Origin of the sequence: Shewanella marinintestina, from assembly GCF_023283845.1 — a bacterium.
Classification (GTDB): Bacteria; Pseudomonadota; Gammaproteobacteria; order Enterobacterales; family Shewanellaceae; genus Shewanella; species Shewanella marinintestina.
On the sequence record NZ_JAKILC010000014.1, the window covers coordinates 86,480 to 110,595 of the forward strand.

Annotated in this window: 19 protein-coding genes; 8 read left to right on the top strand and 11 right to left on the bottom strand. The window is 43.9% G+C overall.

What is annotated here, in order from left to right; translation table 11 throughout:
* Window positions 1–193 precede the first annotated feature (193 nt).
* The gene (locus tag L2747_RS15090) at window positions 194–1,429 is read left to right on the top strand and encodes a winged helix-turn-helix domain-containing protein (RefSeq protein ID WP_248999842.1); all 1,236 of its coding nucleotides are present in this window, start codon (window positions 194–196) and stop codon (window positions 1,427–1,429) included.
* A gap of 135 nt (window positions 1,430–1,564) precedes the next feature.
* The gene (locus L2747_RS15095) at window positions 1,565–2,407 is read left to right on the top strand and encodes a 23S rRNA (adenine(2030)-N(6))-methyltransferase RlmJ (RefSeq protein WP_248999843.1); all 843 of its coding nucleotides are present in this window, start codon (window positions 1,565–1,567) and stop codon (window positions 2,405–2,407) included.
* A gap of 223 nt (window positions 2,408–2,630) precedes the next feature.
* On the opposite strand, the gene L2747_RS15100 is transcribed toward L2747_RS15095, so the two are convergent.
* The 3 genes from L2747_RS15100 to L2747_RS15110 form a co-directional block, all read right to left on the bottom strand.
* Window positions 2,631–2,903, bottom strand: coding sequence for a hypothetical protein (locus tag L2747_RS15100; RefSeq protein WP_248999844.1), 273 nt, complete (start codon window positions 2,901–2,903; stop codon window positions 2,631–2,633).
* A gap of 45 nt (window positions 2,904–2,948) precedes the next feature.
* Complete coding sequence (locus tag L2747_RS15105) at window positions 2,949–4,295, bottom strand: M28 family peptidase (RefSeq protein WP_248999845.1); 1,347 nt, start codon at window positions 4,293–4,295, stop codon at window positions 2,949–2,951.
* Window positions 4,296–4,462: 167 nt separating this feature from the next.
* Window positions 4,463–5,341, bottom strand: a complete 879-nt coding sequence (locus L2747_RS15110; RefSeq protein WP_248999846.1) for a LysR family transcriptional regulator — start codon at window positions 5,339–5,341, stop codon at window positions 4,463–4,465.
* A 99-nt stretch (window positions 5,342–5,440) separates the two neighbouring features.
* Between L2747_RS15110 and L2747_RS15115 the strand changes: the two genes are divergently transcribed.
* Window positions 5,441–6,820, top strand: a complete 1,380-nt coding sequence (locus tag L2747_RS15115) for an MATE family efflux transporter (protein WP_248999847.1) — start codon at window positions 5,441–5,443, stop codon at window positions 6,818–6,820.
* A gap of 2 nt (window positions 6,821–6,822) precedes the next feature.
* Here the strand turns inward: L2747_RS15115 and L2747_RS15120 are convergent, their stop codons facing one another.
* The 3 genes from L2747_RS15120 to L2747_RS15130 all read right to left on the bottom strand — a co-directional run bounded on the left by L2747_RS15120 (window position 6,823) and on the right by L2747_RS15130 (window position 9,195).
* Window positions 6,823–7,533, bottom strand: coding sequence for a lytic transglycosylase domain-containing protein (locus tag L2747_RS15120; protein WP_248999848.1), 711 nt, complete (start codon window positions 7,531–7,533; stop codon window positions 6,823–6,825).
* Window positions 7,530–8,552, bottom strand: coding sequence for a DUF3137 domain-containing protein (locus L2747_RS15125; protein ID WP_248999849.1), 1,023 nt, complete (start codon window positions 8,550–8,552; stop codon window positions 7,530–7,532). Before L2747_RS15125 ends, L2747_RS15120 begins: the two co-directional genes overlap by 4 nt.
* A gap of 73 nt (window positions 8,553–8,625) precedes the next feature.
* Complete coding sequence (locus tag L2747_RS15130; protein ID WP_248999850.1) at window positions 8,626–9,195, bottom strand: LemA family protein; 570 nt, start codon at window positions 9,193–9,195, stop codon at window positions 8,626–8,628.
* A 1,080-nt stretch (window positions 9,196–10,275) separates the two neighbouring features.
* On the opposite strand from L2747_RS15130, the gene L2747_RS15135 reads away from it, so the two are divergent.
* Both L2747_RS15135 and yfcE read left to right on the top strand, forming a co-directional pair.
* Window positions 10,276–11,895 carry an AbgT family transporter gene (locus tag L2747_RS15135; protein ID WP_248999851.1) on the top strand — a complete coding sequence of 540 codons (1,620 nt, stop codon included), beginning with the start codon at window positions 10,276–10,278 and terminating at the stop codon, window positions 11,893–11,895.
* Window positions 11,896–12,066: 171 nt separating this feature from the next.
* Window positions 12,067–12,624, top strand: a complete 558-nt coding sequence (yfcE, locus tag L2747_RS15140) for a phosphodiesterase (protein WP_248999852.1) — start codon at window positions 12,067–12,069, stop codon at window positions 12,622–12,624.
* Between the two features lie 370 nt (window positions 12,625–12,994).
* On the opposite strand, the gene L2747_RS15145 is transcribed toward yfcE, so the two are convergent.
* From L2747_RS15145 to L2747_RS15155, 3 genes are all read right to left on the bottom strand, one after another.
* Window positions 12,995–16,153 (bottom strand): efflux RND transporter permease subunit, encoded by a 3,159-nt coding sequence (locus L2747_RS15145; RefSeq protein WP_248999853.1) that lies wholly within the window; start codon window positions 16,151–16,153, stop codon window positions 12,995–12,997.
* A gap of 9 nt (window positions 16,154–16,162) precedes the next feature.
* Window positions 16,163–17,314 carry an efflux RND transporter periplasmic adaptor subunit gene (locus L2747_RS15150; RefSeq protein ID WP_248999854.1) on the bottom strand — a complete coding sequence of 384 codons (1,152 nt, stop codon included), beginning with the start codon at window positions 17,312–17,314 and terminating at the stop codon, window positions 16,163–16,165.
* Between the two features lie 357 nt (window positions 17,315–17,671).
* Window positions 17,672–18,361 (bottom strand): DNA-3-methyladenine glycosylase I, encoded by a 690-nt coding sequence (locus tag L2747_RS15155; protein WP_248999855.1) that lies wholly within the window; start codon window positions 18,359–18,361, stop codon window positions 17,672–17,674.
* 191 nt (window positions 18,362–18,552) lie between these two features.
* Between L2747_RS15155 and L2747_RS15160 the strand changes: the two genes are divergently transcribed.
* Entirely contained in the window at window positions 18,553–19,197 is a 645-nt protein-coding gene (locus tag L2747_RS15160; RefSeq protein WP_248999856.1) for a glutathione S-transferase family protein, read from the top strand.
* Window positions 19,198–19,217: 20 nt separating this feature from the next.
* On the opposite strand, the gene L2747_RS15165 is transcribed toward L2747_RS15160, so the two are convergent.
* Complete coding sequence (locus tag L2747_RS15165) at window positions 19,218–19,790, bottom strand: thioesterase family protein (RefSeq protein WP_248999857.1); 573 nt, start codon at window positions 19,788–19,790, stop codon at window positions 19,218–19,220.
* A gap of 130 nt (window positions 19,791–19,920) precedes the next feature.
* Entirely contained in the window at window positions 19,921–21,960 is a 2,040-nt protein-coding gene (gene prlC / locus L2747_RS15170; RefSeq protein WP_248999858.1) for an oligopeptidase A, read from the bottom strand.
* A gap of 274 nt (window positions 21,961–22,234) precedes the next feature.
* On the opposite strand from prlC, the gene L2747_RS15175 reads away from it, so the two are divergent.
* Both L2747_RS15175 and L2747_RS15180 read left to right on the top strand, forming a co-directional pair.
* Entirely contained in the window at window positions 22,235–23,020 is a 786-nt protein-coding gene (locus L2747_RS15175) for a hypothetical protein (RefSeq protein ID WP_428848523.1), read from the top strand.
* Window positions 23,021–23,141: 121 nt separating this feature from the next.
* Window positions 23,142–23,612 (top strand): hypothetical protein, encoded by a 471-nt coding sequence (locus L2747_RS15180; RefSeq protein WP_248999860.1) that lies wholly within the window; start codon window positions 23,142–23,144, stop codon window positions 23,610–23,612.
* Window positions 23,613–24,116 lie beyond the last annotated feature (504 nt).

The window sequence follows — 24,116 nt, forward strand, 5'->3', positions numbered from 1 at the left end:
CCTGCAAAAGATATCAAGCAGCCCAGCACTTTGTGTTGGGCTGCAACTTTTTAAATGTTCGACAAATATTATTGAGCCAGTCAGCAACCTTTGCATAAAGCTGGAACTGGATCAAAGTTTACGGGCTTCAATTTCCACCGTAATAAAGGTCAGAATATACTGAATTAGATATCTGTTTTATTAGAGAATACCTGTGCAACTAACGTCAACGCTAAGCTTAAACGTGGTTCAGCAACATCTAGTTGATGCTGAAGACTCGTCACGTATCGAACTCAGCTTCGCCGAGACCGCAGTGCTACAGTTGATGCTCAAGCATCAAGGTACTCTAATTACTCGCGAAGCCTTACTAGAAGCGGGATGGCAAGACAGAGTGGTGTCTGCATCATCACTGCAACAGTGTATTAGTGTGCTTAGGAAAAAGCTGGCTAACTACCCTGAAGTTGAATTTAAAACCATTCCTAGGCATGGTTATGTGTTGCATATCGCGGCTCAAAGCAATCACCACTACCGCTTAAAAAAGCCCAAGGCTGCGTTACTGTTTGCCGGTGCGGTTATCGTCTCTGTTATCTTGCTCAGTTACGCTTATCTTAACCACCATCAAGCGCCTTATAACGAAAGCCTAGTAAACAGTAAGCTAAGCAGTATTGCCGGTAATATTCGCGTTTTCACTGCCGTTAAGCAGCCACAATTATCCGCCGACAGCACCAACAAGCGCTTAAAAAACCAAATCAATGACGAGCCTAATTGGCAAGCCCCTTTTAGTAGCTTTACCAGTTTTGCACTCCTCAGCGACAAGATGGACAGCTTTGCCATTTGTCCTGACTATCAACAAAATCAATGCAGTGGCAAGCAACTAATTAATATCAGTAGCGAAACCGAGCACGGTAGCCAACTAGAGTTATCTGACTTTTTAACCACTAAGATCAGGATGGAGCAGAAGACCTATAACAAGTTGGATTTGCCGGAGCTTAAGAAGCATCAAGGGGATTTAAAAGAGCAGATCTATCATGGCGATCTTTACTTCGCTATTGACGATCATCGCCTTGTTCGCAGCGACATTCGCATCTCATTAGTCAACCTTGCACCAGATAATGGTATCTTTTACTTCGCCGCCTGTATCACTGACGAAGACTGTTACACCACACCGATCCGTTACGAAATTCGCGGTCATTTCAAACGTAAGACTGAGAAATGGCAACAACGTACTGTCGAACGTTTTGATATCGAGATTGGTAAAACCACCCTATCGTCACCCAATGCACTGTCTGATACCGCGCAAACTATTTACCTTGCCCTAAGGAAACAGCACTTAACGCAAGAGCAATTAAGTTTCTACCGCATCTACCAAGACGATGGCACTGCGATATGGCAACTGCCACTAGTGAGTGACAATATTATGTGGATGCAGCGCCAAACGCTTAAGTTGTGATCGACTATTTGAGCCAATCAGCTATCAAATAGCCTCTATTGGCCTCAATCTGAACGGTCGGGGACTACTGAATTCTGCACATCTGTGCGGTTTGGGTATATAATCAGCGCTCTGTTCATCTTTGGTTTATACGCAATGTTAAGTTATCGTCACGGCTACCACGCTGGCAATTATGCCGATGTTCTCAAGCACGCTATTTTGCTACAAGTGCTTAAACTCATGCACAAAAAAGATAAGCCTATGGCTTATATCGACACCCATGCAGGCGCTGGCGGTTACGCATTAACTGATGAGTTTTCAAAGAAAACCGGTGAATACCTAGATGGTGTTGCCAGACTGTGGGAAAGAACCGACTTACCAGAGTCTTTAGTGCAATACATCGAAGATGTAAAACACTTCAACCAAGGTAAAGCGGAGTTAGAGTTCTACCCTGGCTCACCTGCTTTTGTTGACATGAACATGCGTGAAAAAGACCGCATGGTACTGCACGAACTGCACGGTACTGACTTCTTAACCCTGGATGAGCAATTTAGCGGTGATCGCGCTGTACGCGTTATCAAAGGCGATGGTCTTAAAGGCCTGATTGCTGCAGTACCGCCACTTGAGCGTCGCGGCGTCATTTTGATTGACCCAAGTTACGAAATCAAAACCGACTACCAAGATGTGGCTAAAGCCATTATTAAAGCCCACAAACGCTTTTCTACCGGTGTGTTTATGTTGTGGTATCCGGTTGTAGATCGCGATCAAACCGAAGGCATGCTGAAGCTATTAGCTGAAAGCGGCATTAAAAACCAATTACGTATCGAGCAAGCGATTAAGCCTGATAGTAATGAGTTTGGCATGACAGCAGCTGGTCTGTGGATCATTAACCCACCTTGGCAGCTAGATACTACCGCTAAAGAGATGCTGGATTATTTAGAGCGTCGCATTGGTCATAACGGCGGTAAAACAACGGTTAAGCAAGAAGTGCCGGAATAAAAGATAGAGCCTAGGAAAGCAAAGAAAGGTCCTAGGTCCTAGGAAAAACTACAATCAAAAGATTACAGCTGCCATGAGTCAGCTTAAGCCTTTGCTTTTAGCTTTTCCTAGTAGCCAACTTGTTAGCGTCCTCGTAGGTGCGTAGCACCATCCTAGCAGTGAGCCTGCGAACGTCCTAGTACCTATCGAACAGTGAGCCTGCGAGCGTCCTAGTACCTGATGCCTATAAACACTCTTCGTCATCATTAGCTTGCCGACTAAACACGCCGAAAATGGCATTGATGATCCCAACCTCAGTATCTCTATTATTCGCTGATGATTCCGAACTGCCGCCAATCACTTGCCGCTGCTCTCTTTGCTCCGCATTGCTATGTGCGCCACTGACAAAGTCACAGCCAGCATTAGTCATTGAGTTTGATGAACACCCTGTTATTGCTGTGCTGATCAACAATATAATCACAGTCCTTTGTACTAGCTCTTTCATAAGCTTTTGCATAAATCCTTGATCTAATTATTCAAAAAACGACTCAATCAGGTCGCTTTAAAATGCGCCTGCAGCGCCGGGGAAAACAACTGGACTTGCATTGCCATTGGCACTCACACTGGCAACCCCATATAGGTAGTTATCGATTACCATATTATTCAAGGTGAATGACTCGACCTTACCAACATAGCGGCTATGGGTCCATTCAGGCTCTGTAGTTAAGCGCCAAAAGACACGGTAACCCACTATGTCTTGCGCATCACTTGGCTGCCAACTTAATGTAGTATTAGCAGAGACTTTACCCGCTATGGTCACTTCAGTTGGCGGCGCTGGCGCCCACGCCATAGAGGCTAAACTAATCGCATTAAGGGCGGTCAGTTTGGCGTTAAAATCAAAATCGACCCCCTCAATCACATCACCATAAGCAATGCCGTTTTCTACACGGATATCCTGATGCTGCCGATCGTAATGTTCGTTGGTTTCCATAATCCGTACCGCTGGAAACCCAGCTTTATTAAACGGTAAATGGTGGCCACCACGGCCAAATCTATCTAAGCGGTATACCAACATAACATCGAGATTTGTCATGTATTGATCAGCTAACGTTTTAATCTTACGAGCGAGATTTCGCGATGCAGAATCGTTCTCGCCACCACTAAAGTAACGTTCTTTAGCTTCATCAGGTGTTTCGGCAATGCGCACTCCCTCTGAAAACACTCGCACTGAACGATTGTCGATAACGCCATTAATTCCGGCAATATTACCTATCATGTCGTTATTAAGAACCGCTTCAACTCGCCAGTCGTTATCTTTAGCATACTGTGCTAGCGTCGCACCGCCATATAAGCCCTGCTCTTCACCAGATAACGCAGCATAAACAATGGTGCCTGCAAATTGATACTGCGATAGCACCCGCGCCGCTTCTATCGCACCCGCAACCCCAGAAGCGTTATCATTAGCACCGGGAGAAATGGATTTAGCGTTCATCACATCAGTCACACGTGAGTCAATGTCACCACTCATCATCACCACGCGTTTTGGGTCAAGCATGCCGCGTTGAATGGCAATAACATTAACCACTTCAGTGGGATTAGGGATACGTTTCCCCGTCACGGTATCACTTAAACTTATCACCTCTAAACAGCCACCGCAGTCTTTAGATATTTGCTCAAATTCAGCATGGATCCAACGCCTTGCCGCGCCAATACCTTGCGTGTCAGACTCGGTTTCAGACAAAGTATGTCGCGTGCCAAAGGTCACCAGTTTAGCCACATCTTTATGCAAACGACTCGCCGAGGCCGCGTTAGCGATATCGTATAAACGCATGTCTTCCATCGAAGGAGCTGCTGAACTTGATGTTCCTTGCTTAGCAATTGCGACTGCAGGCAATAAAAGAGATAACATTGCCACGCTTGATAGCACGCGGCTGTTTATAGAGGAAGTAGGTAGCATAATAGGTGCATTCTTTGTTGTTATTTTAAACAACACAGTAGCAAAATCCTGCAGCTAAACCAGAGCCAAGCAGTAAAGAATTGTTAATAGGTATGTCTGCTAGCTATCACGATATGTCGCTAGTGCAACACCGAATGCAACTCATCAAACAACCAATGCATTACCGGGCCTATTTGTTTATCGCGGCGATTGACTACGCCCATTTCCACCAGCAATGGTTCAGTTATATATTCAGTTGAAAGCTCGCTAAGATCTTCAATATACCAGTCTGATTTAGCTACATGCTCAGGCACCAACGCCCAGCCGACGCCCTGCAATACCAGAGCAACTATGTAATAGTAGCTATCGATATACCAATAATTTGCCGACAAAGGCGGGGTTTGCGATTGCCCAGTAATATCGCAAATAGCTAGCTGCCGATATTGCATGAGTTGTTCTAATGTCGGCGCGGGGCTGGCTGCTAGCGGGTGAGATGGCGCAACCACTAAGCTCTGTTTAAACTGGCCTATCGACATAAAGTCGAGTGAATCAGGTAGCATGGTCGACGAGTGAAACATAATGCCGATATCAGCACGTTTTGCATCAACCCATGCAGCGATGTCCTCTTGCGATCCATTAATAATCGTCAATTTAAGCAGTGGGAATTGCGTCGATATTCGCTGAAATAAAGCTTCAAAAGCGGTCACAGGAACGGCTTCATCCATAGCAACCGTTAGGGTGATTTCCTCACCAGATGTCACCGTCATTGCGCGGGCATTTAAGCGTTGGCATTGAGCGAGTACTGACTGCGCTTCAATATACATCTCTTCACCAAGTGTCGTAAGCAGTGGCAGTCTAGCGCTGCGGTCAAATAACTCAAAGCCTAACCCCGCCTCTAAGTTACTAATTGCCGTACTAATACGCGACTGCGCTTTGCCCATTTTGCGCGCGGCAGCGGAAAATGAGCCGAGCTTTACCGAGTTTACAAATGCATTAAGCTCATCAATCGTCCAGTTCATCGCCTACTCACCTATACCAAAAACAGATAGTAACTAACTTTATTCAATCTCAAATACAGAGTAACTTGCCGAGCTTTATTGTTCAATATTGATATTCCCATGTTAGAAGCAAGCATCGAAAACACCCAAGCTCAGTCCATTAGCCGCACATTTTGGCGTTACACCTTGCCAGCGATTGCCGCCATGCTAGTTAACGGTTTATACCAAATCGTTGACGGTATTTTTATTGGCCATTACATAGGTTTTGAAGGACTAGCGGCTATCAATATGGCTTGGCCAGTGATCTACTTTATGGTGGGTTTTGGCATCATGGTGGGCATGGGTAGCGGTAGCTTACTGTCGATTCAACGCGGTAAGGGTGACACGCGCGCAGCACCAACTATTTTGACTAGCAGCTTAATACTTATGCTTGGTTTAGCTGCCATATCGACTACAATTTTAGCCGTCTTTAGCGATTTCTTCCTTGAAGCTCAAGGCGGTGCTGGCAATACCTTAGTCATGGCGCAGGAATATATTGGCGTATTCACTTGGGGCGCAGTGATTACGGTTATCGCCTCAGCCTTGCCACTACTCATCCGTAATGATGAAAGCCCTAACTTCGCCACCGGCTTAATGGTGTTAGGTGCGTTTATCAATATCGCTCTCGACTATCTATTGATAGGCGTATTCGACTTTGGTTTATTGGGCGCATCAATAGCGACCATTAGTGCCCAAGTCGTAGTTTGTATTTTAGGCCTGATCTATTTTTGCTCAGCCAAAAGCAGCATTAACTGGTCGAGCACATTTAGCTGGTTTAACGCTCCCTTTGCCAAGCAAATCGTACTATTAGGATCTTCAAGCCTATTTATGTACTTGTACACTAGCTTTGTATTCGCGCTGCATAACCGCTTATTCACTGAATATGGCACGCCACTGACAGTTGGTGCTTTTGCCATTGTTGGTTACTTGATGGTGTTGTATTACTTAGTGGCAGAAGGTATCGCTGAGGGTATGCAGCCGCCCGTGAGTTATTACTACGGTGCCGAGCAGCATGAAAATATTAACAAGATGCTTAAGCTATCTGTAAAGGTAACCTTAATTGCCGGTACCAGCTGGGTATTGCTGCTAAACCTGTTACCAGAAACCATGGTTGGGCTATTTAACAATAATGACCCTTTGCTTATAGCCACTGCGATTGATGGCATAAAGATGCACCTATTTGCTATGCCGCTAGATGGTTTTATCGCACTTTCGTCCATCTACTTTATGGCAACCAACCAAGGGGTGAAAGCACTGGTTATTGCCTGTGGCAATATGCTAATCCAGCTTCCATTTCTAATGATATTACCTAAGTTTTTAGGGGTAAATGGCGTGTGGATGGCGATGCCTTTATCTAACATCGCTTTATGTTTAATTGTAGTGCCAATGGTGTGGTTAGATATCCGTTCTCGCGCTAAGCAAGCGCATACCTTGCCGCTAAACCAAGTCGCAGTAGCGTAACACTAGGCACTTCGATAACGTTTAAGCAGTATTTGCACTCGCTCTACATATGCTTGAGTTTCTGGGTAGGGTGGTATGCCTTTATACTGCTCAACCCTAGAGGCTCCAGCGTTGTATGCTGCGCAAGCTAAAGCAATATCGCCATCAAATCTATCCAGTAAGTTGGCTAAATAACGGCTACCAGCAAGGATATTCTCCGCTGGATGAAAGGCATCATTTACGCCGAGCTCTTTAGCCGTTTCAGGCATTAACTGCATCAAGCCTTGTGCACCAACTTTTGATAAAGCTGCGGGCTTAAAGGCCGATTCTGCGTGGATAACGGCACGAATTAATGCCGGATCAAGTTGATACCGTTTGGCCGCAATGGCAATCTGCTGCTGATAAAGAGTGGTAAATAACGGTATAGAGAACCAATTTACATTGGATTTTGGCGAGCAAGCATAGCAATCGAACAACAATACTTGATAATGACCTTCCTCTGGCGCTCTATCAGAAAAAGCCAACCCGCCGTCTGCAGTGCGATAGTGGTAAACTTTATCGCCTTGCTTAGTTTCTTGACTCACATTAGCACTTACCGCTGCTTTACTTGATTCAGACGCTTTACCTAAAACGCTTTTATCTGAAGGCTTAGCAACAAAGTGCGGTTTACTAACCTCAGCGATGACATTTGCCGATAACAATAGTAATCCAACCAAGTATCCTTGTTTAATCATAAACCTGTCGCCCGTTCCAATTGCAACACATCAACTATAGCGAATAACTGCTTCATCTCTTTATTAATCTGACTAAATTCGTATTGAAATGTCGCGGGCTTAAATATAGAGGCCATCTCAAAACGATCATCCTTACTCCCCAACATAATCAGTAGCTGATTACGGTAAAAAGCGCATTGAATTTTATTGTCAAAACTAGCCGATAGTGCCTGCAAACGCTGCATAAAACTCACAGTAAGCAGATAGCGCGCCTCAATTTGATCAGTAGAAAACACATCAAATTGCTTTTCAAAAACCGGATCTTCTAGCCTAACTCGCTCCAAGCCTTTAAATGAATCCGATAGGAAATTAACTAAACCACCACGGGTTTTAACCACCACAGTGTGTCCCCGAAAATCTTTATGACTACTGAGCTCTATCATGACGCCTTTAAATACACTCACCGTATCGGTGGATTTATCACGCCTAATTTGTTTAGTCAGGTGTAATTCATTTAAGGCTATCTCAACTCCGTTATAGGTACCTTGTACATAGTCAAAAAAGTTCGCGTCTTCATAATAGGGTAATAACTTTGAAGCCTTTAGCGCAGACAGGCTCATTTTATGATCGACGCTGAAAATAAAGTCTTGACCGAAGTACTTAAAAATCAGTGGGTAAATCTTGAGTTTTACGTCTTTTTTATAATGTTTTATTGGGTTGTAGAGCCACCATACAAGCGGTAAAGCCAATACAACGAGGCCGATAAAATAAACCATCAATGGCTCAGATAAGTGCATATATGGCATAAACATAAACGCCAAAATAACAATACCAAGGTAGATAGCAGCGCAAAGGTACAAACGCTGACGACAAGCCTTTAAACTCGCGACACGAGCATTTTCAAACTTACTGGTCAGCGGCTCTAAATGCTGCTGATAATATTGTTTGAATTGCGCAATTTCAGCAGGGTCAGCCACTAGATTATTACTATTACGAATAGCCCTAATTGGCGCACCGAACACAAAGGAAAGCAGATGCATAATGTCTATAACCCCTAAGAATTAACACCTTCAAACGGCCAAAAATTAAATAAGTGTTAACGATTATTAATCATTACTTTAGGAAGTCAGCCGCATCTACAGGGGCTTTTGCTGCTTCATCAGCCTCATAGAAAGGCATCACTTTTACATTAGCCATCTTAGCAATAATCGAACCAGGGAAAATTTCTACCGCAGTATTAAGTTCAGATACAGCGGAGTTATAAAAGCGTCGAGCTGCAGATAATTGCGCTTCAACTTCATTGTAAGTCTGCATTGCTTGCAGCATGGTATTGTCAGATTTGAGTTCGGGATAATTTTCTACCGACACCATCAGCTGTGACACCTTTTGGTTGAGCTTTTCAGAAACCTCAAGATGATTTTTTACCGAACGGGGATCGCTTTCATTATATCCCTTGGTAGCAAGGGCTCTTAACTCAGTGATTTCTGTCAGTAAGGACTTTTCATGGTCCATATACTTTTGAGCAATTTTAAGAATATTAGGCACTAAGTTGGAGCGCTTTTTTAGCTGTACATCAATGCCCGATAGAGCCTCACGCCCCGTATTGCGCTTTTTAATTAAACTCACATACCACAGGTAACCGATAATCACGGCAAGGCCTAAGCCTAATAATATCCCTTCCATTTGTACTTCCTGTCTGTTCTTTTTTTATTTATATAGTTTGGAGCGAATCCATGGTTGTAGGATTGAAACTGTCAAATACCTTCTACTTGCCGCCAATACTGTTACTGATTTAAGCCATGAAATCCAGTATCTAACGTATCAGCCAACCTGACTTTTAGCGGTATTTTTTAACCTGGTAAACACAAAACTCATTTAAATAGCCTAGAAAAATGCAGGGAGAAGTCAGACTTTTCTGACTTTAGCCATTGATTTAACCTAAGCAATTGAAAGTCAACCAAGGTGTACACCATTTGCACTGGTGGTTTAATAAAAACGTTAAAAATCAACGACGAAACATCATCACCAAGTAGTGCTTTTTTATACAACTAAATAGTTATCTCTTCGATTTTCTCACTTTATCCTACTAAATACACAAACTAATTGGCACTTTTATTTAACTTTATTACTACTTCTTTGTTTGCATCTATTTGCTACCCAAGCTCGCTTCCAAAAAAACATCACAATCATTTTATCTTGCTAAGTTGTTGATACTTTATTCAGTGTTAGTACAGCTTGCCTTAGCTATATTAATCACATCCCCAACGGACATGTAATTCATATATCCCCTTTGGACTCATTCAAAAATGAGTCCTTTTTTTTGCCTAAAAAACAATAAACCAGATAGAAAAACAAAAGGCTCAAGCTGTATTTATTTATAAAGATAAGCAAGATTAACAAGGGTTAATCTTGCTCATTTCGTCCATTCAGCTTTGATACAGCTAACCCTAGCTATAGTAATTCCACTCCCAACGGAAACAGCGAATCATCCCTTTTGGACTCATTCAATATGAGTCCTTTTTTTTAGCCAAAAATTATCTCCGCTCACTAAGAAAAAAAGCCACAAAGTAGCAGTAAAACCGTACCTATTCAGGTAATGCCAACCCATAGTAAAAACCATAAAACCAACCGATTTAAGGTTTAATTAATTATATCTCGCCATCATGCCACATTGGCTTAACAAGAAGTCCTTATTAGTAGCTACTCTTGCCGCACATAAGTAGAATAAAAATAACAAAATAATAATTATTAAAGGAAGACCCTATGAGCTCCAATAATGGCGACAGCCTGCCTTTGCCAGGTGATGTCCCTTCCGATCCTAATAATCAGCCGAGTGGTTGGTTTGTCCGCTTCCTTAATGTCGTTGAACGCCTAGGTAACTTGCTGCCTCACCCTATTACTCTTTTTGCCATGTTCTGCGCTGCAGTTGTAGTGATTAGCGGAATCGCTGGTTACTTTGAATTAACCGTTGTCGATCCACGCCCAGAAGGTGCATCAGGTCGCAGTGCCGATGGCTTAATTCATGTAGTCAGCTTAATGAATGCCGAAGGCCTTAGAATGATAGTCTCCAATTTGGTGACTAACTTTACCGGCTTTACCCCTCTTGGAACCGTGCTTGTAGCCTTATTGGGTGTAGGTATTGCCGACCGTTCAGGCTTATTATCTGCCGCCATGCGTTTGCTGGTAATGGGCGCATCTAAGCGCTTGGTAACACTCACCTTAGTGTTTGCCGGTATCGTATCAAACACCGCATCTGAACTTGGTTATGTGGTATTGATTCCAATGGCAGCGATGATCTTTCACTCCTTAGGTCGTCACCCTCTAGCGGGTCTTGCAGCCGCATTCGCCGGTGTATCGGGTGGTTACAGCGCCAACTTATTGCTTGGCACAGTGGATCCTCTGCTTTCAGGGATCACCGAAGCAGCAGCGCAAATGATCGATCCAGACTACCTAGTTGGCCCTGAAGTAAACTGGTACTTTATGTTTGTCTCAACCTTCTTAATCACCTTCTTAGGTGCATTCGTTACCGAGAAAATTGTTGAGCCCAAACTAGGTAAATACGATGCTAGCGAAGCAGCGATTGACCTTAGCGAACAGAAGATGGATACAGTAAGTGCCCTTGAGAAAAAGGGCCTTAAAATCGCCGGTTTAACTGTACTTGTGATGTCAGCAATTCTGGCGCTAACCATTATTCCAGAAGGTGCACCACTTCGAAATCAAGAAACCGGTTTAGTTGCCGGCTCGCCTTTCCTTAAAGGAATTGTAGCGTTTATTTTTGTGTGTTTTGCCATTCCAGGCTTAGTCTATGGCCGTGTTGTAGGCAGTATGAAGCGCGATATTGATGTCATTAATGCTATGTCTAGCAGTATGAGTAGCATGGGCATGTATATCGTTTTAGTGTTCTTTGCGTCGCAGTTTGTGGCTTTCTTTAAGTGGACTAACTTAGGTGCTGTGTTGGCTGTATCTGGCGCAGACGCACTAAATGCTGTTGGCCTTACAGGCCCACTGGTATTCGTGTTGTTTATTATGATGTGTGGCTTTATCAACTTAATGCTAGGTAGTGCTTCAGCCCAGTGGGCAGTAACCGCACCTATCTTCGTGCCTATGTTGATGCTAGTGGGTTACGCGCCGGAAACGATTCAGGCTGCTTACCGAATTGGTGACTCAGTAACCAACCTCATCACTCCGATGATGAGTTACTTTGGATTAATTTTGGCCGTTGCTTCGCAGTACAAAAAGAACCTAGGTATTGGTACGCTAGTTGCCACCATGCTGCCTTATTCAATCGTATTCTTTATCGGTTGGACCTGCTTCTTCTTTATCTGGGTATTCGTGATTGGCCTACCAGTTGGCCCAGGTGCAGCGACTTATTACACGCCTTAAAGGTTGAGCTTTATTGCAATAGAAAAAAGGCTTAGCAATTTATTTGCTAAGCCTTTTTAGTCTTATCTCACACTCGCTCTAGGAGTTAGCGACTATAATTAGCAAAATCCACACCGAACAAGGTCGTATTAACCGCCTTGTTACTATTGTCTGTAGAGCTAACCCTCGCTTATGAAACTATTTATCGCTTCTGATTTACACGGAAGTTTGCCAGCAACCCAAGCTATGTTAGCTCGCTTTGAAGCATCCAGTGCTGACCACCTTATTCTGTTAGGTGACTTACTTAATCATGGACCGCGTAACACCATTCCTGACGGTTATAATCCAGTTGCGACAGCAGAAGCGTTAAATGCCTACAGCGCTAAAATCATTGCCGTACGTGGCAACTGCGATAGCGAAGTCGACCAAGCATTACTGCAGTTTCCCATCACTGCTAGCTACGCTCATGTGCTGCTACCACAAATGCGTTTATTCTTAACCCATGGCCATATTTATAACCCAGATAACCTACCACCACTGCAAAGCGGTGACGCCTTACTTTATGGTCATAGCCATATTCCTGTTGCTGAGTATCGCGATGATATTTTGTTATTCAATCCAGGTTCAACCACTATTCCGCGCAATAATGGCCTTGCTGCATACGGCTTAATAACAGCAACAGAATGTCAGGTACGCACATTAGACAACGACGATCTATTACTAAGCTGTCCGATACGTCTTAAAAGATAGGTTCTAGGACCTAGGCAAAGCAACAATCAAAAGATTACAGCCGCCATAAGCCAGCTTAAGCCTTTGCTTTTGGCTTTTCCTAGCAGTGAGCCTGCGAAAGGATTAGAAGATAGATCCTAGGCCCGAGGTTCTAGGACCTAGGAAAGCAACAACCAAAAGATTCCAAGCACTATGAGTAGGCTTTAGCTGTTAAGCTGTTAGCTTTTCCTCGCAGGTGCGTAGCACCGTCCTAGCAGTGAGCCTGCGAACGTCCTAGGTCCTAGGTCCTCCTAGGTGCGTAGCACCGTCCTAGCTCCTATCTTTTAATAACAAAAAGCCCAGCATTTGCTGGGCTTTTTAGTGTTAGCGAGTGAACTCTGTAACCTTTAGGTTATTTGTTCGCTTTAGCGGCTTTAGCTTCTGCCTTTGCTGCTTTCGCTGCATCTCGTTCGCGCTTACTGAACATACGCTCAACAATGACGAAGAAGATTGGGATAAAGAAGATCCCCATAAAGGTCGAGCTCATCATACCGCCAAGTACCGCAGTACCGATGGCGTTCTGGCTACCAGAACCAACACCGCTACTGATAGCAAGTGGTACAACACCTAGGCCGAATGCTAAAGACGTCATCAAGATTGGACGTAAACGTACTCGAACCGCATGTAGCGTCGCTTCAACAAGTCCTGCACCTTTCTCATAGAACTCTTTAGCGAATTCCACAATCAAGATGGCGTTCTTGGTTGCCAGACCCACAGTAGTTAGCAGACCTACTTGGAAGAATACGTCGTTTGGTAAGCCACGACCATTCATCGCAATCAAGGCCCCGATAATACCCAGAGGTACAACGAGTACTACCGCAAATGGTACCGACCAGCTCTCGTAAAGTGCAGCTAGTACTAAGAATACCACCACAATAGACAAGGCATACAACATTGGCGCTTGGTTACCCGATAGACGTTCTTCATAAGAAAGACCGTTCCACTCGATACCAAATCCTGGTGGAAGCTTCTTAGCCATAGCTTCAATGTCATCCATTGCTGCACCGGTACTATAACCAGGTGCCGTACCACCTTGAATGTTCATCGCTGGTAAACCACCGAAACGTTCTAGACGTGGAGAACCATACTGCCAACTACCCGAAGCGAATGCTGAGAATGGAACCATTTCGCCTTTATCGTTACGTACATACCAAGAGTCTAAATCTTCTGGCTGCATACGATATTCGGCTTCACCTTGCACGTAAACTTTCTTCACACGACCACGGTCGATAAAGTCGTTAACGTAGTTACCACCCCAAGCTGTTCCCAGTACGCTGTTCACTGAATCAATATCAATACCTAATGCACGTAATTTACCGTGATCGATATGAACTTGATAAAGTGGCGCATCTTCCTGACCGTTAGGACGTACGCCCACTAGGTTCGGATTCTGTGCAGCCATACCTAGTAACATGTTACGCGCTTCAACCAGCTTTTCATGGCCTTGACCATTCTTGTCCTGCAAGTAGAAGTCGAAACCGTTAGCCGTACCTAACTCAATTACCGCTGGCGGAACAAAGGCGAATACAAAGGCTTCTTTCATCCCCATAAACATGCCCATGGCTCGGTTAGCAACTGACTGTACGTCTTGACCTGGTTCACTACGTTCTGCCCAGTCTTTAAGACCAACGAACGCAATACCCATGTTTTGACCATTACCCGCGAAACTAAAGCCTGATACGCTAAATACTGACTTAACGTTGTTGCCTTCTTCATTCAAGTAAAAATCAGTAACACGCTCTAGTACAGCCTTGGTTTCTTGCTGCGTCGAGTTCACTGGCAAAATAGCCTGCGTAAACAAGATCCCTTGGTCTTCGTCTGGTAAGAATGCTGTAGGCATACGCATGAAGATCCAGCCCACTGCAACCGTAATGGCTAGGTAAACCATCATAGTACGACCAGTGCGCTTAATCATAGCTGCGACACTAGCCTCATAGCGTGAGGTCAATGCATCAAACTTACGGTTAAACCAACCAAAGAAACCGGTTTTAACGTGGCTTTCACCTTTGGCGATTGGCTTAAGCATGGTCGCACAAAGTGCCGGAGTTAGAATAATTGCCACCATTACAGATAGCGCCATTGCTGACACAATCGTAATTGAGAACTGACGATAAATAACACCGGTTGAACCAGACATAAATGCCATCGGTACAAATACAGCTGACAGCGTTAGACCAATACCCACTAGCGCACCAGTGATTTGATCCATCGATTTCTTGGTAGCCTCAATCGGACTGAGGCCCTCCTCCTGCATTACACGTTCGACGTTCTCCACCACAACAATCGCGTCATCTACCAGAAGACCGATTGCCAGTACCATAGCGAACATGGTTAAGGTGTTAATTGAGAAGCCTGCTGCAGCCAAAATCGCAAAAGTACCTAGCAATACAACTGGTACCGCAATTGTTGGGATTAGCGTTGCCCGGAAGTTCTGCAAGAACAGGTACATGATCAAGAATACAAGTACTACAGCTTCGAGTAGCGTATGGACAACACCTTCGATTGATTTCTCAACGAATGGGGTTGTGTCATACGGATAAACCACTTCCATCCCATCAGGGAAGAATGGCTTCATCTCATTGATTTTTGCTCGCACGCCTTCAGCAGTTGCCAATGCGTTAGCACCGGTTGCTAGCTGAATACCAATACCAGCCGCAGGTTTGCCATTGTAAAATGACTCAACCGCGTAGCTTTCTGCACCCAGCTCAACACGCGCTACATCTTCTAGGAATACTTTCGCACCTGAAGTGTCAGCTTTAATGATGATCTTTTTAAACTGCTCAGCGTTTTGTAAACGGCTTTGTGCCGATACCGTTGCGTTTAGCTCTTGGCCTGCAACCGATGGTGCACCACCTAATTGACCTGCTGATACCTGAGCATTTTGCTCACGGATCGATGCAATAATATCTTGGCTTGTCAGGTTATATTGAGTCAGTTTCAGAGGGTCTAGCCAAATACGCATCGCATATTGCGCGCCAAATAGCTCGATAGTACCCACACCAGGTACACGACTTAGCGGATCCTGAATGTTTGAGCCAACATAATCGGCAATATCATTTTTATCGAGAGAGCCATCTTCTGATACGAAACCCGCTACCATCAAGAAGCCTGCACTCGACTTACTTACGTTAACACCTTGAGCCTGTACTTCTTGTGGTAGCAGTGGCATAGCAAGCTGTAGCTTGTTTTGCACCTGTACCTGCGCGATGTCAGGATCAGCCTCAGCGTTAAAGGTAAGTGTAATTTGCGCATTACCAAAGCTATCACTAGTCGATGTAATATAGCGAAGGTGATCTAGACCCGTCATTCGCTGCTCAATAACCTGGGTTACTGAGTCTTCCATCGTCTTGGCTGATGCGCCAGGGTAAACAGCACTGATCACCACTGATGGTGGTGCAATGCTTGGATACTGCGATACTGGTAAGCCCACAATTGAGAGCACACCCGCCAGCATCACAATAATAGCGATCACCCATGCAAAAATTGGGCGATCGATAAAGAAACGTGCCATAACTCTGCCCTATTTCTGTTGTGTTTCTGGTTTCTTGTCAGCGACCAAAGGACCAGCTTTTACCGGAGCGCCTGGACGAATTTTCTGTAAACCTTCAACGATTAGTTGATCGCCTACTTTTAAGCCATCAATAATACGCCATTGGTTATCAATCACTTCAGCAGTTGTCACGATACGTGCAGCCACTTTGCCATCTTCAATCACCATAGCTACCGCTTGACCTTTGGTGTTACGAGTAATGGCTTTTTGTGGTACTAGAATCGCTTCAGGATCAGTTCCCGTATTCAGCACAGCACGTACATACATGCCAGGCATTAACACGCCATCCGGATTAGGAAACTCTGCACGGATAATAACTGAACCCGTGTTTTCATTAACCGTCACTTCAGCAAACTGCAACACACCGGTTTGACCGTATGGCGTACCGTCTTCAAGGATTAGCTCTACATTTGCGTTTGCAGCGGCTTCAATTTGACCACGTTTAAGTTGTGACTTAAGACGTAACATTTGCGCGCTCGATTGAGCAATATCAATGTTAATTGGGTCAAGCTGCTGAATCGTAGCTAATGTTTGGCTTTGATTTGCAGTAACAAGGGCACCAGGAGTGACATCAGACTTACCAACACGACCAGAAATCGGTGCGGTAACTTTAGTGTATTCAAGGTTGATTTTTGCTGTGTTAATTGCCGCTTTAGCAACGGTTACACGCGCCATCGCTTCTTTGTAAGCAGCATCAGCTTCATCATAGTCTTGCTCACTAATAGAATTAAGCTTAACTAGCTTCTCAAAACGCACAGCTTTAGCTTTAGCTGATACTAGACTTGCATTTGCGCTAGTAAGATCTGCTTCTGCGCTAACAAGCGCCGCTTCATATGTAGATGGTTCGATCTGATATAAAGACTGCCCTTTTTCGACATCTCTACCTTCAGTAAACCCACGGGTCATAATGATACCGCTAACCTGTGGACGCACTTCTGCTTCCAAATACGCCTTACTGCGACCTGGTAATTCAACCATAATCGATTGAGGTTTAGCTGTAACTGTCAGAGCACCAACTTCCATAGGTCCACGTTGCTGTGGTCCTTGCTCAGGTTTTTGCTCACAGCCAGTTATCCATAACGCCACACTTAAAACAGAGGCAATTTTCACTATTTGCCGCATGAGAACTCCTAATAAAAGCCATCTACTCGGTAATATTTTTTTTGAAAGCAGAAAGTGCCGTCAAACCCACCTTTGGAAGCATATTTTTTTGTCGAATATATAACGGACCTTTATCTCATAATGGGCGCAAGCCAACAAGAAAAATGCCCGTTAAAATTGTAAGCTAATGAAAATATTTGCATAAAATCAGCCACGTATGTTTCAGTTATGTTAACAGCGGCGTAACTAGCCAAAACATGTTAGCCCTTAGTTTAAGCACAACCTATTAAGATATAGCTTATTAACATTAACTTAGCATTACTTTAAAGCGCTTAGCAGGTTTAAATCACTTAGTTATTTCAGCATTGGTAGTGAACACTAAATTCGGTTGTCTCCAACGCTACATGCCAATACTCTGCTGATGTCTGCCAAGCTTCTTCCAGACTCTTGTTGCCAATGATTAAACACCTCTTGCACCTGCTTCATGCCCGCTTTTGAGCTAAAGCCATAATCCACAAGACCGTGGCTTTTTAGGTATCCTTGCACATCATTGGTTAATAAAAAGGTGTCCTTACCCATTGAGCGCAAAAAGTAAGGCCCGGTGTTTCCTCCTAAGCGCACACCTTTGCGCTTAAGTAGAGCCCACAAGCCGGTAATGTCTTCACTTGGCCAATCAGCAATGAACTTAGCTAGACTGCCATGCTCACGAGCAATATCGTTAACCATGTGCGCATTATCATAAATCGCCATGGTTTTTTTCAGGTGACGGATAAGCTTAGGATCGCTAGCACGCTCTTGTAATTGTTCCGGTGACAGCATCAATACTTTAAAAGGCTCAAAACCAAAAAATGCCTTTTCATATTCGGGCCATTTAGCCTCAACGATGCGCCAAACAAAGCCGCTTTGAAATACCTTTTTGCTGATCTCAGATAACAACTGTGCGTCACTATATTGAGTTAGCTCTTGATCACTCAAGCCACTCGGCAGTAAAGCTTCTAATCCGGCATCACCACCTTTTCGTTCTGCGGCCCTTGTATAAATGGCAGCAAACTTTTCAATTTGACTCATATTCTTTCTCAATCTAAAAAAACACACGCTAATTAAACGCTCAAGGTTAGCAAGTAAGCGTTTGAAGCAAAAAATGATTACCGAATTAGTCAGTCCATTATCTGTACCGCGCATTTTGCGTGGCGTTGAGACTCCTAATATTAACGACTAGAGTTAATAGTAACTACCCAATTTACGAACTGAAATAAGCTATGGATCTGTATTACCACCCGCTGGCACGCCAGTCACAAAAAACATTGATTGCACTCTATGAAAAGCAAGCAAGCTTTTATCCGCATATTATCGATCTTCACAACGCATTCAGTAGGCGTAGTTTTCTGCAAATAAACCGTTCTAGCCGCCTTCCTTTACTCAACATACAAACCGGCGAGTCTTTCAACGATGCCACAATTATTATCGAATATCTCGATAACTACATCAGCTCAGGCACCCAACTTATTCCAATCGAGAAAACCCAAGCCTTATACGTGCGTCAATACGACAGACAATGCGATATGTTGTTAGATCCCAATATTGATTTATGGCTAGCAGCCAAAGCAACTAACAACCAAATTAATACTAAGCAGCTGGAAAAAGACCTGTTATCGATACTAGACAATATAGACCATCGCCTAGCAGATAATCATTGGGTATGTGGTGATAGCTTTTCACTAGCAGATTGCGCATTCATTCCTTGCCTTTACGCACTAGAGCATGAATTACATCTACTTGATTACCAAAATATAGGCCGCTATTGGATCCAAGCTAAGTTAAGGGGATCTGTAAACCAAGTGATAGAAGAAATAGAGCTCACTTTAGCTACAGGTGACCAAAGTGAACAACGCGCACATACCTAACCGATTGTGTCAAAAAAGCTTTAACTCGCAGACTTAAACTCTACAGGCTCTGATGGTACTGGCGGTAAGTTACGTTCTTTTTTAAGCTGTAAAAATGCTTTCCACTTTACGACCTCTGCAGGCATTTCTGGCGCAGCTTGCTCATAGCCAACCTCTGCAAGCATGGTAGGAATTGGTACCTGCTTACGTTTACACACAAACACCCCTCGCACATGGGCAATACAGTGCAAGCCGCGCTCACTGACAAAACGTTGCTCAATATAAAAGTACTTCTCATCCCAACCCACCAACTTAGTTTCAATTTCAAACTGAGCAAATGGTTTAATATCACGGATATAAGTAAATTCAGCAGCATTAACAATTGGCATCCAACCCAGCTTAATGAAACGCTTCAAAAAACCCATTTCAGCCATCATATAGGTACGAGCTAGATCCATAAAAGCGGGGTAGCGAGAATTGGTCAAATGAAAATTAATGTCACAGTCGCTAGGTAAGGCGCGATAAGCCAGTTTGCTGGTACCTAAAAAGCCAATTTTTTTACAGTGGCGTATACGCCATAAGAATAACCATACCAGTCTAAAATACAGATTCATTTACAATACTACCTAACATCCTTGAAAAGAATCGAAAGGCTAACAAAGGTCATACCAGATAACAAGTGTGAAACAGATCAAACAAAAAAGGCGCCTAAGGCGCCTTTCCAATTATAGATAGCAGTCTATGCTAGCCCGTTATACCGCTATGTCTTAGTAATGCATCGGTTTGTGGTTCGCGACCACGGAAGCGTTTAAATAGCTCCATAGGTTCTTCACTACCACCCATTTCTAAAATGTTCTCTAAGAAACGTTGACCAGTTTCACGATTGAATATGCCCTGTTCTTCAAACAGTGAGAAAGCATCTGCAGAAAGCACTTCAGCCCACTTATAGCTGTAGTAACCTGCCGCGTAGCCACCAGCAAAGATATGCGCAAAGCTGTGTTGGAAGCGATTAAACTCAGCCGCCTTAATTACCGCAACTTGGTCACGAACTTCGTCAAGCTTTTGCTGGATCTCTGCGCCCTTAGCTGGGTCATATTCAAGGTGCATTTTAAAATCAAATAGTGAGAACTCAAGCTGACGTAACATCATCATGCCTGACTGGAAGTTCTTCGCCGCTAGCATCTTGTCTAGTAGAGCCTTAGGTAAAGGCTCACCAGTTTCGTAGTGTCCTGAGATCTCCGCTAACGCTTCTTCTTCATAGCACCAGTTTTCCATAAACTGGCTTGGCAACTCTACAGCATCCCAAGGCACACCGCTGATGCCAGATACGCCACCCACATCGATTTTAGTCAGCATATGGTGAATGCCATGGCCAAATTCATGGAATAGTGTGGTCACTTCGTCATGGGTAAACAGTGCAGGCTTACCTGCCACAGGAGCATTAAAGTTACAGGTTAAGTAAGCCACTGGGTCTTGCAAACCGTTAACCGTTGCGCGACGAGCACGGCAATCATCCATCCAAGCACCACCACGCTTACCTTCACGAGCATATAAATCGAGGTAGAAGCTGCCGCGATGCTCATTGTTAGCGTCGGTAATATCAAAGAAACGCACATCTTTATGGTAGGTATCGAACTCTTTTTGCTCGGTAACCGTTAAGCCAAACAGGCGTGATACCGTATAGAACAAACCAGATAACACTTTGTCCTCAGGGAAGTATGGACGCAGGATCTCTTGTGAGATCTCATATCTATGATGCTTTAATTTTTCAGCATAAAAAGACAGATCCCACGATTCTAATTCGCTAACCCCGCATTCTTTGGCAGCAAACTCTTTAAGTTCTGCCAGCTCGGTTTCACCTTGTGTCTTCGAGCGCGCAGCAAGCTCAGTCAAAAAGTCTAAAACTTGTGCTGGAGATTCTGCCATTTTGGTTGCTAATGACTTATCTGCAAAGCTGTCAAAACCAAGTAGATTGGCCAGCTCGTGGCGCACAGCTAAAATCTCATCCATCAATGGACCGTTATCAAACTCACCGGCGTTTGGACCTTGATCAGAAGCACGAGTCACAAATGCACGGTAGCACTCTTCACGCAGTTCACGGTTTTCGCTGTAAGTCATAACAGGCAAGTAAGATGGGAAGTCGAGTGTAAATAGCCAGCCATCTAATTCTTTTGCTTCTGCCATCGCTTTAGCGGCAGCTACAGCAGACTCTGGTAAACCAGCAAGCTCAGTTTCATCGGTAATTAACTTAGTCCAAGCTTGAGTGGCATCAAGTAACTGATTAGAGAAGTTGCTGGTGAGTTCAGACATACGCTTAACTAACTCGCCATAGCGTAGTTTGTCACTATCGCTTAGACCAATACCTGACAATTCAAAATCACGTAGGCTGTTTTCAATAAGCTTTGTCTTAGCTTGCGAATAAGTCGCAAACTCAGCAGATTCAGCCAATGACTTATATGCTTGATACAAACCTTGGTGCTGGCCCACAAACGTGCCGTACTCAGACAACAAAGGTAAACATGCATCGTGTGCCTGACGCCACTCTTCACTGCTGACTACCGAGTTCATATGCGAAATTGGTGACCAGATCTTACCTAGCTCGTCATCCACCTCTTCAAGTGGAGCAATAAGGTTGTCCCAAGTAAATTGGCCTTGGTGCTTTAACACCTCTTCAATTTTTTGGCGGCAATTAGCAATACCTTGCTCAACAGCAGGCTGAATATGTTCAGGTTGAATACTTGAAAAAGGGGGAAGCTTGGCACTGTTTAGCAAAGGATTGCTCATCGATAATTCCTTAACATTCTATGTTGATAAGTAAGAGATAAGGGCGAATCAGCGATTATTCAATATTTAACCCATAATTCTTTGTAAAGAATGTAAGCTCTAGCAGTAAGAAATCGTATTTACTATGATATAAATCAAACTTTAACCGCACAAACTTTGCACACTTTTGGTATTGCAAAGCGGGTCGCAAATAAGAGCCATTATCATTTACATTCTCGTATTAAAAACTAGTATGCACAGGGTCAATTTCTTTCGCCAATATTTGAGTCCTGACATGATAAAAACCTATCAATGCACAGCCTTAGCAGCACTCCTAATGAGCTCAGCCGCAATTGCCGATGAAGCGCCTAACATCGATGATTCTCATAGCACTAAGATCCTTAAAACATTACCTGCTGATAATGACAACCAGCAAGTTCAAGCATTATTCGACTTAGGCTGGGATTCAAAATATATCTCAGAAGGCCGTAATAACTTAGATAAAGGTGGCATCTATTGGGCCACTGCCGCAATACAAAAAGACAACCTCAACGTATATGCCACTGTCGGTCGGGGCGACAGCCAGCACTATACGGAATGGAACTTTGGTATTGAGTATGGCTTTGACCTAACTGAAAATTTAAGCGGTAGCGTAGGTTATCAACGCCTTGAGTTTTACGGCGACGAGCGCGCCCACGACAATGAGCTATTTAGTAGCTTAGAGTACACAGCTGTAGAATGGTTGCTCCCTTCTGTAAGCTACACCTATTCGACCGAAGCCGCTGGTTACTTTATCGAAGTAAGCTTACACAGTAACTGGGAATTGGCTCCAGGGTTTACCGTTAGTCCATACGTCACCCAAGGTTTCGATTTTCAATATGTTACCGAAGAGCACGATGGTGCTAACCACTTTCAATTTGGTGTCGAAGCCGAATATCAACTGCCTAATAATTTAGTGCTTTCAGGCCATATTAGCCAAACCATCGCCCAAGAAGATATCAAACTTGAAGCTCGCAATAACGGTACCGTTGGTGACTTAGACGAGACTTATGCCGGTATCCACTTAAGCTGGAGCTTTTAATCCAAGATCTCTAGTCATCCGTTATAATTAGGCAAATATCGTAATTTGGCACTCGAAAACGCAGAGTCGCTAAACCCAAGCAGAAAACACGGATTGTTTTCTGCATACCGAGGAACAAGGAATGTTATATCTATACCACCTCATGCTGCTTACCTGCATATTGATGTGTATTCCCCTTAATACATCAGCCAATGAGCCTACATCTCTGCCTTTAGGCAGCATCTTGAATGACAAGGGGCAACCTATTACGCCCAGCAACAAAACCCATACAGATCTACGTTTTAGCAATCCTGTTATTAAGAAATCATCAACACAAAAGCCTACAAACAAAAAAACGACTAACCAAAAGACCAAAGCAAAAAGTCGCAAACAAAAACTCGCCAGCCGAGATTCTGTGGCAAATAATCCCAGTTGCCGCTGGTTGAACACCCGTATGACTTCCCTTGAGCGTAACTTAGACTCAGGAGTAAACTCGCGTAATCAACATTATCAGCAAGAGCTCGATATGCGCCAAGATGAATGGCAATGCATGAAATGTGGTGCAGAAGGTCCAGAGCAAGCCGATCATGCAGTTTGTCAGTATCGGCGTTAATGCTTCGCAACAATCTCGCGGCTAGCTCAGTGCAACAAATACTCTAATATCTCGGTCTATTTCGCCAAGCCTTGATGCAGAGTAACGGTTACACCAGTGATTAAGCAAAAGATAATTCACGGCGGTAATTAAACACTTGAACCGAGATGTATTCGTCCCCATTTAATAGTCTACTAAGCAAGCTAATACAGTATTTTTAAACTCATCTAACTCATTCTTGATTGGGCTAGCTGGATTAAAAAATTCCCTCTACAATGGCTTGTTCTTGAGCTGACCGACAAGCCAATCACAGTTTTTGGCGATGGAAGTTCGTCTATTGACAGCTACCTACGTCTTATTGGTATACGGCAAATATATTTGCCTGAGGCTGAAAATGGGTCTCTAACTGCAAGGCATCAACCGCAACTGCGGGCTCGTTAAGCTCATACAGTTAGGCTCAACTAGCTAAGAGCAGATCAATGCTCAAGCTAGTATTCATTATAATGATAAGTTCAAAGGCGCCCT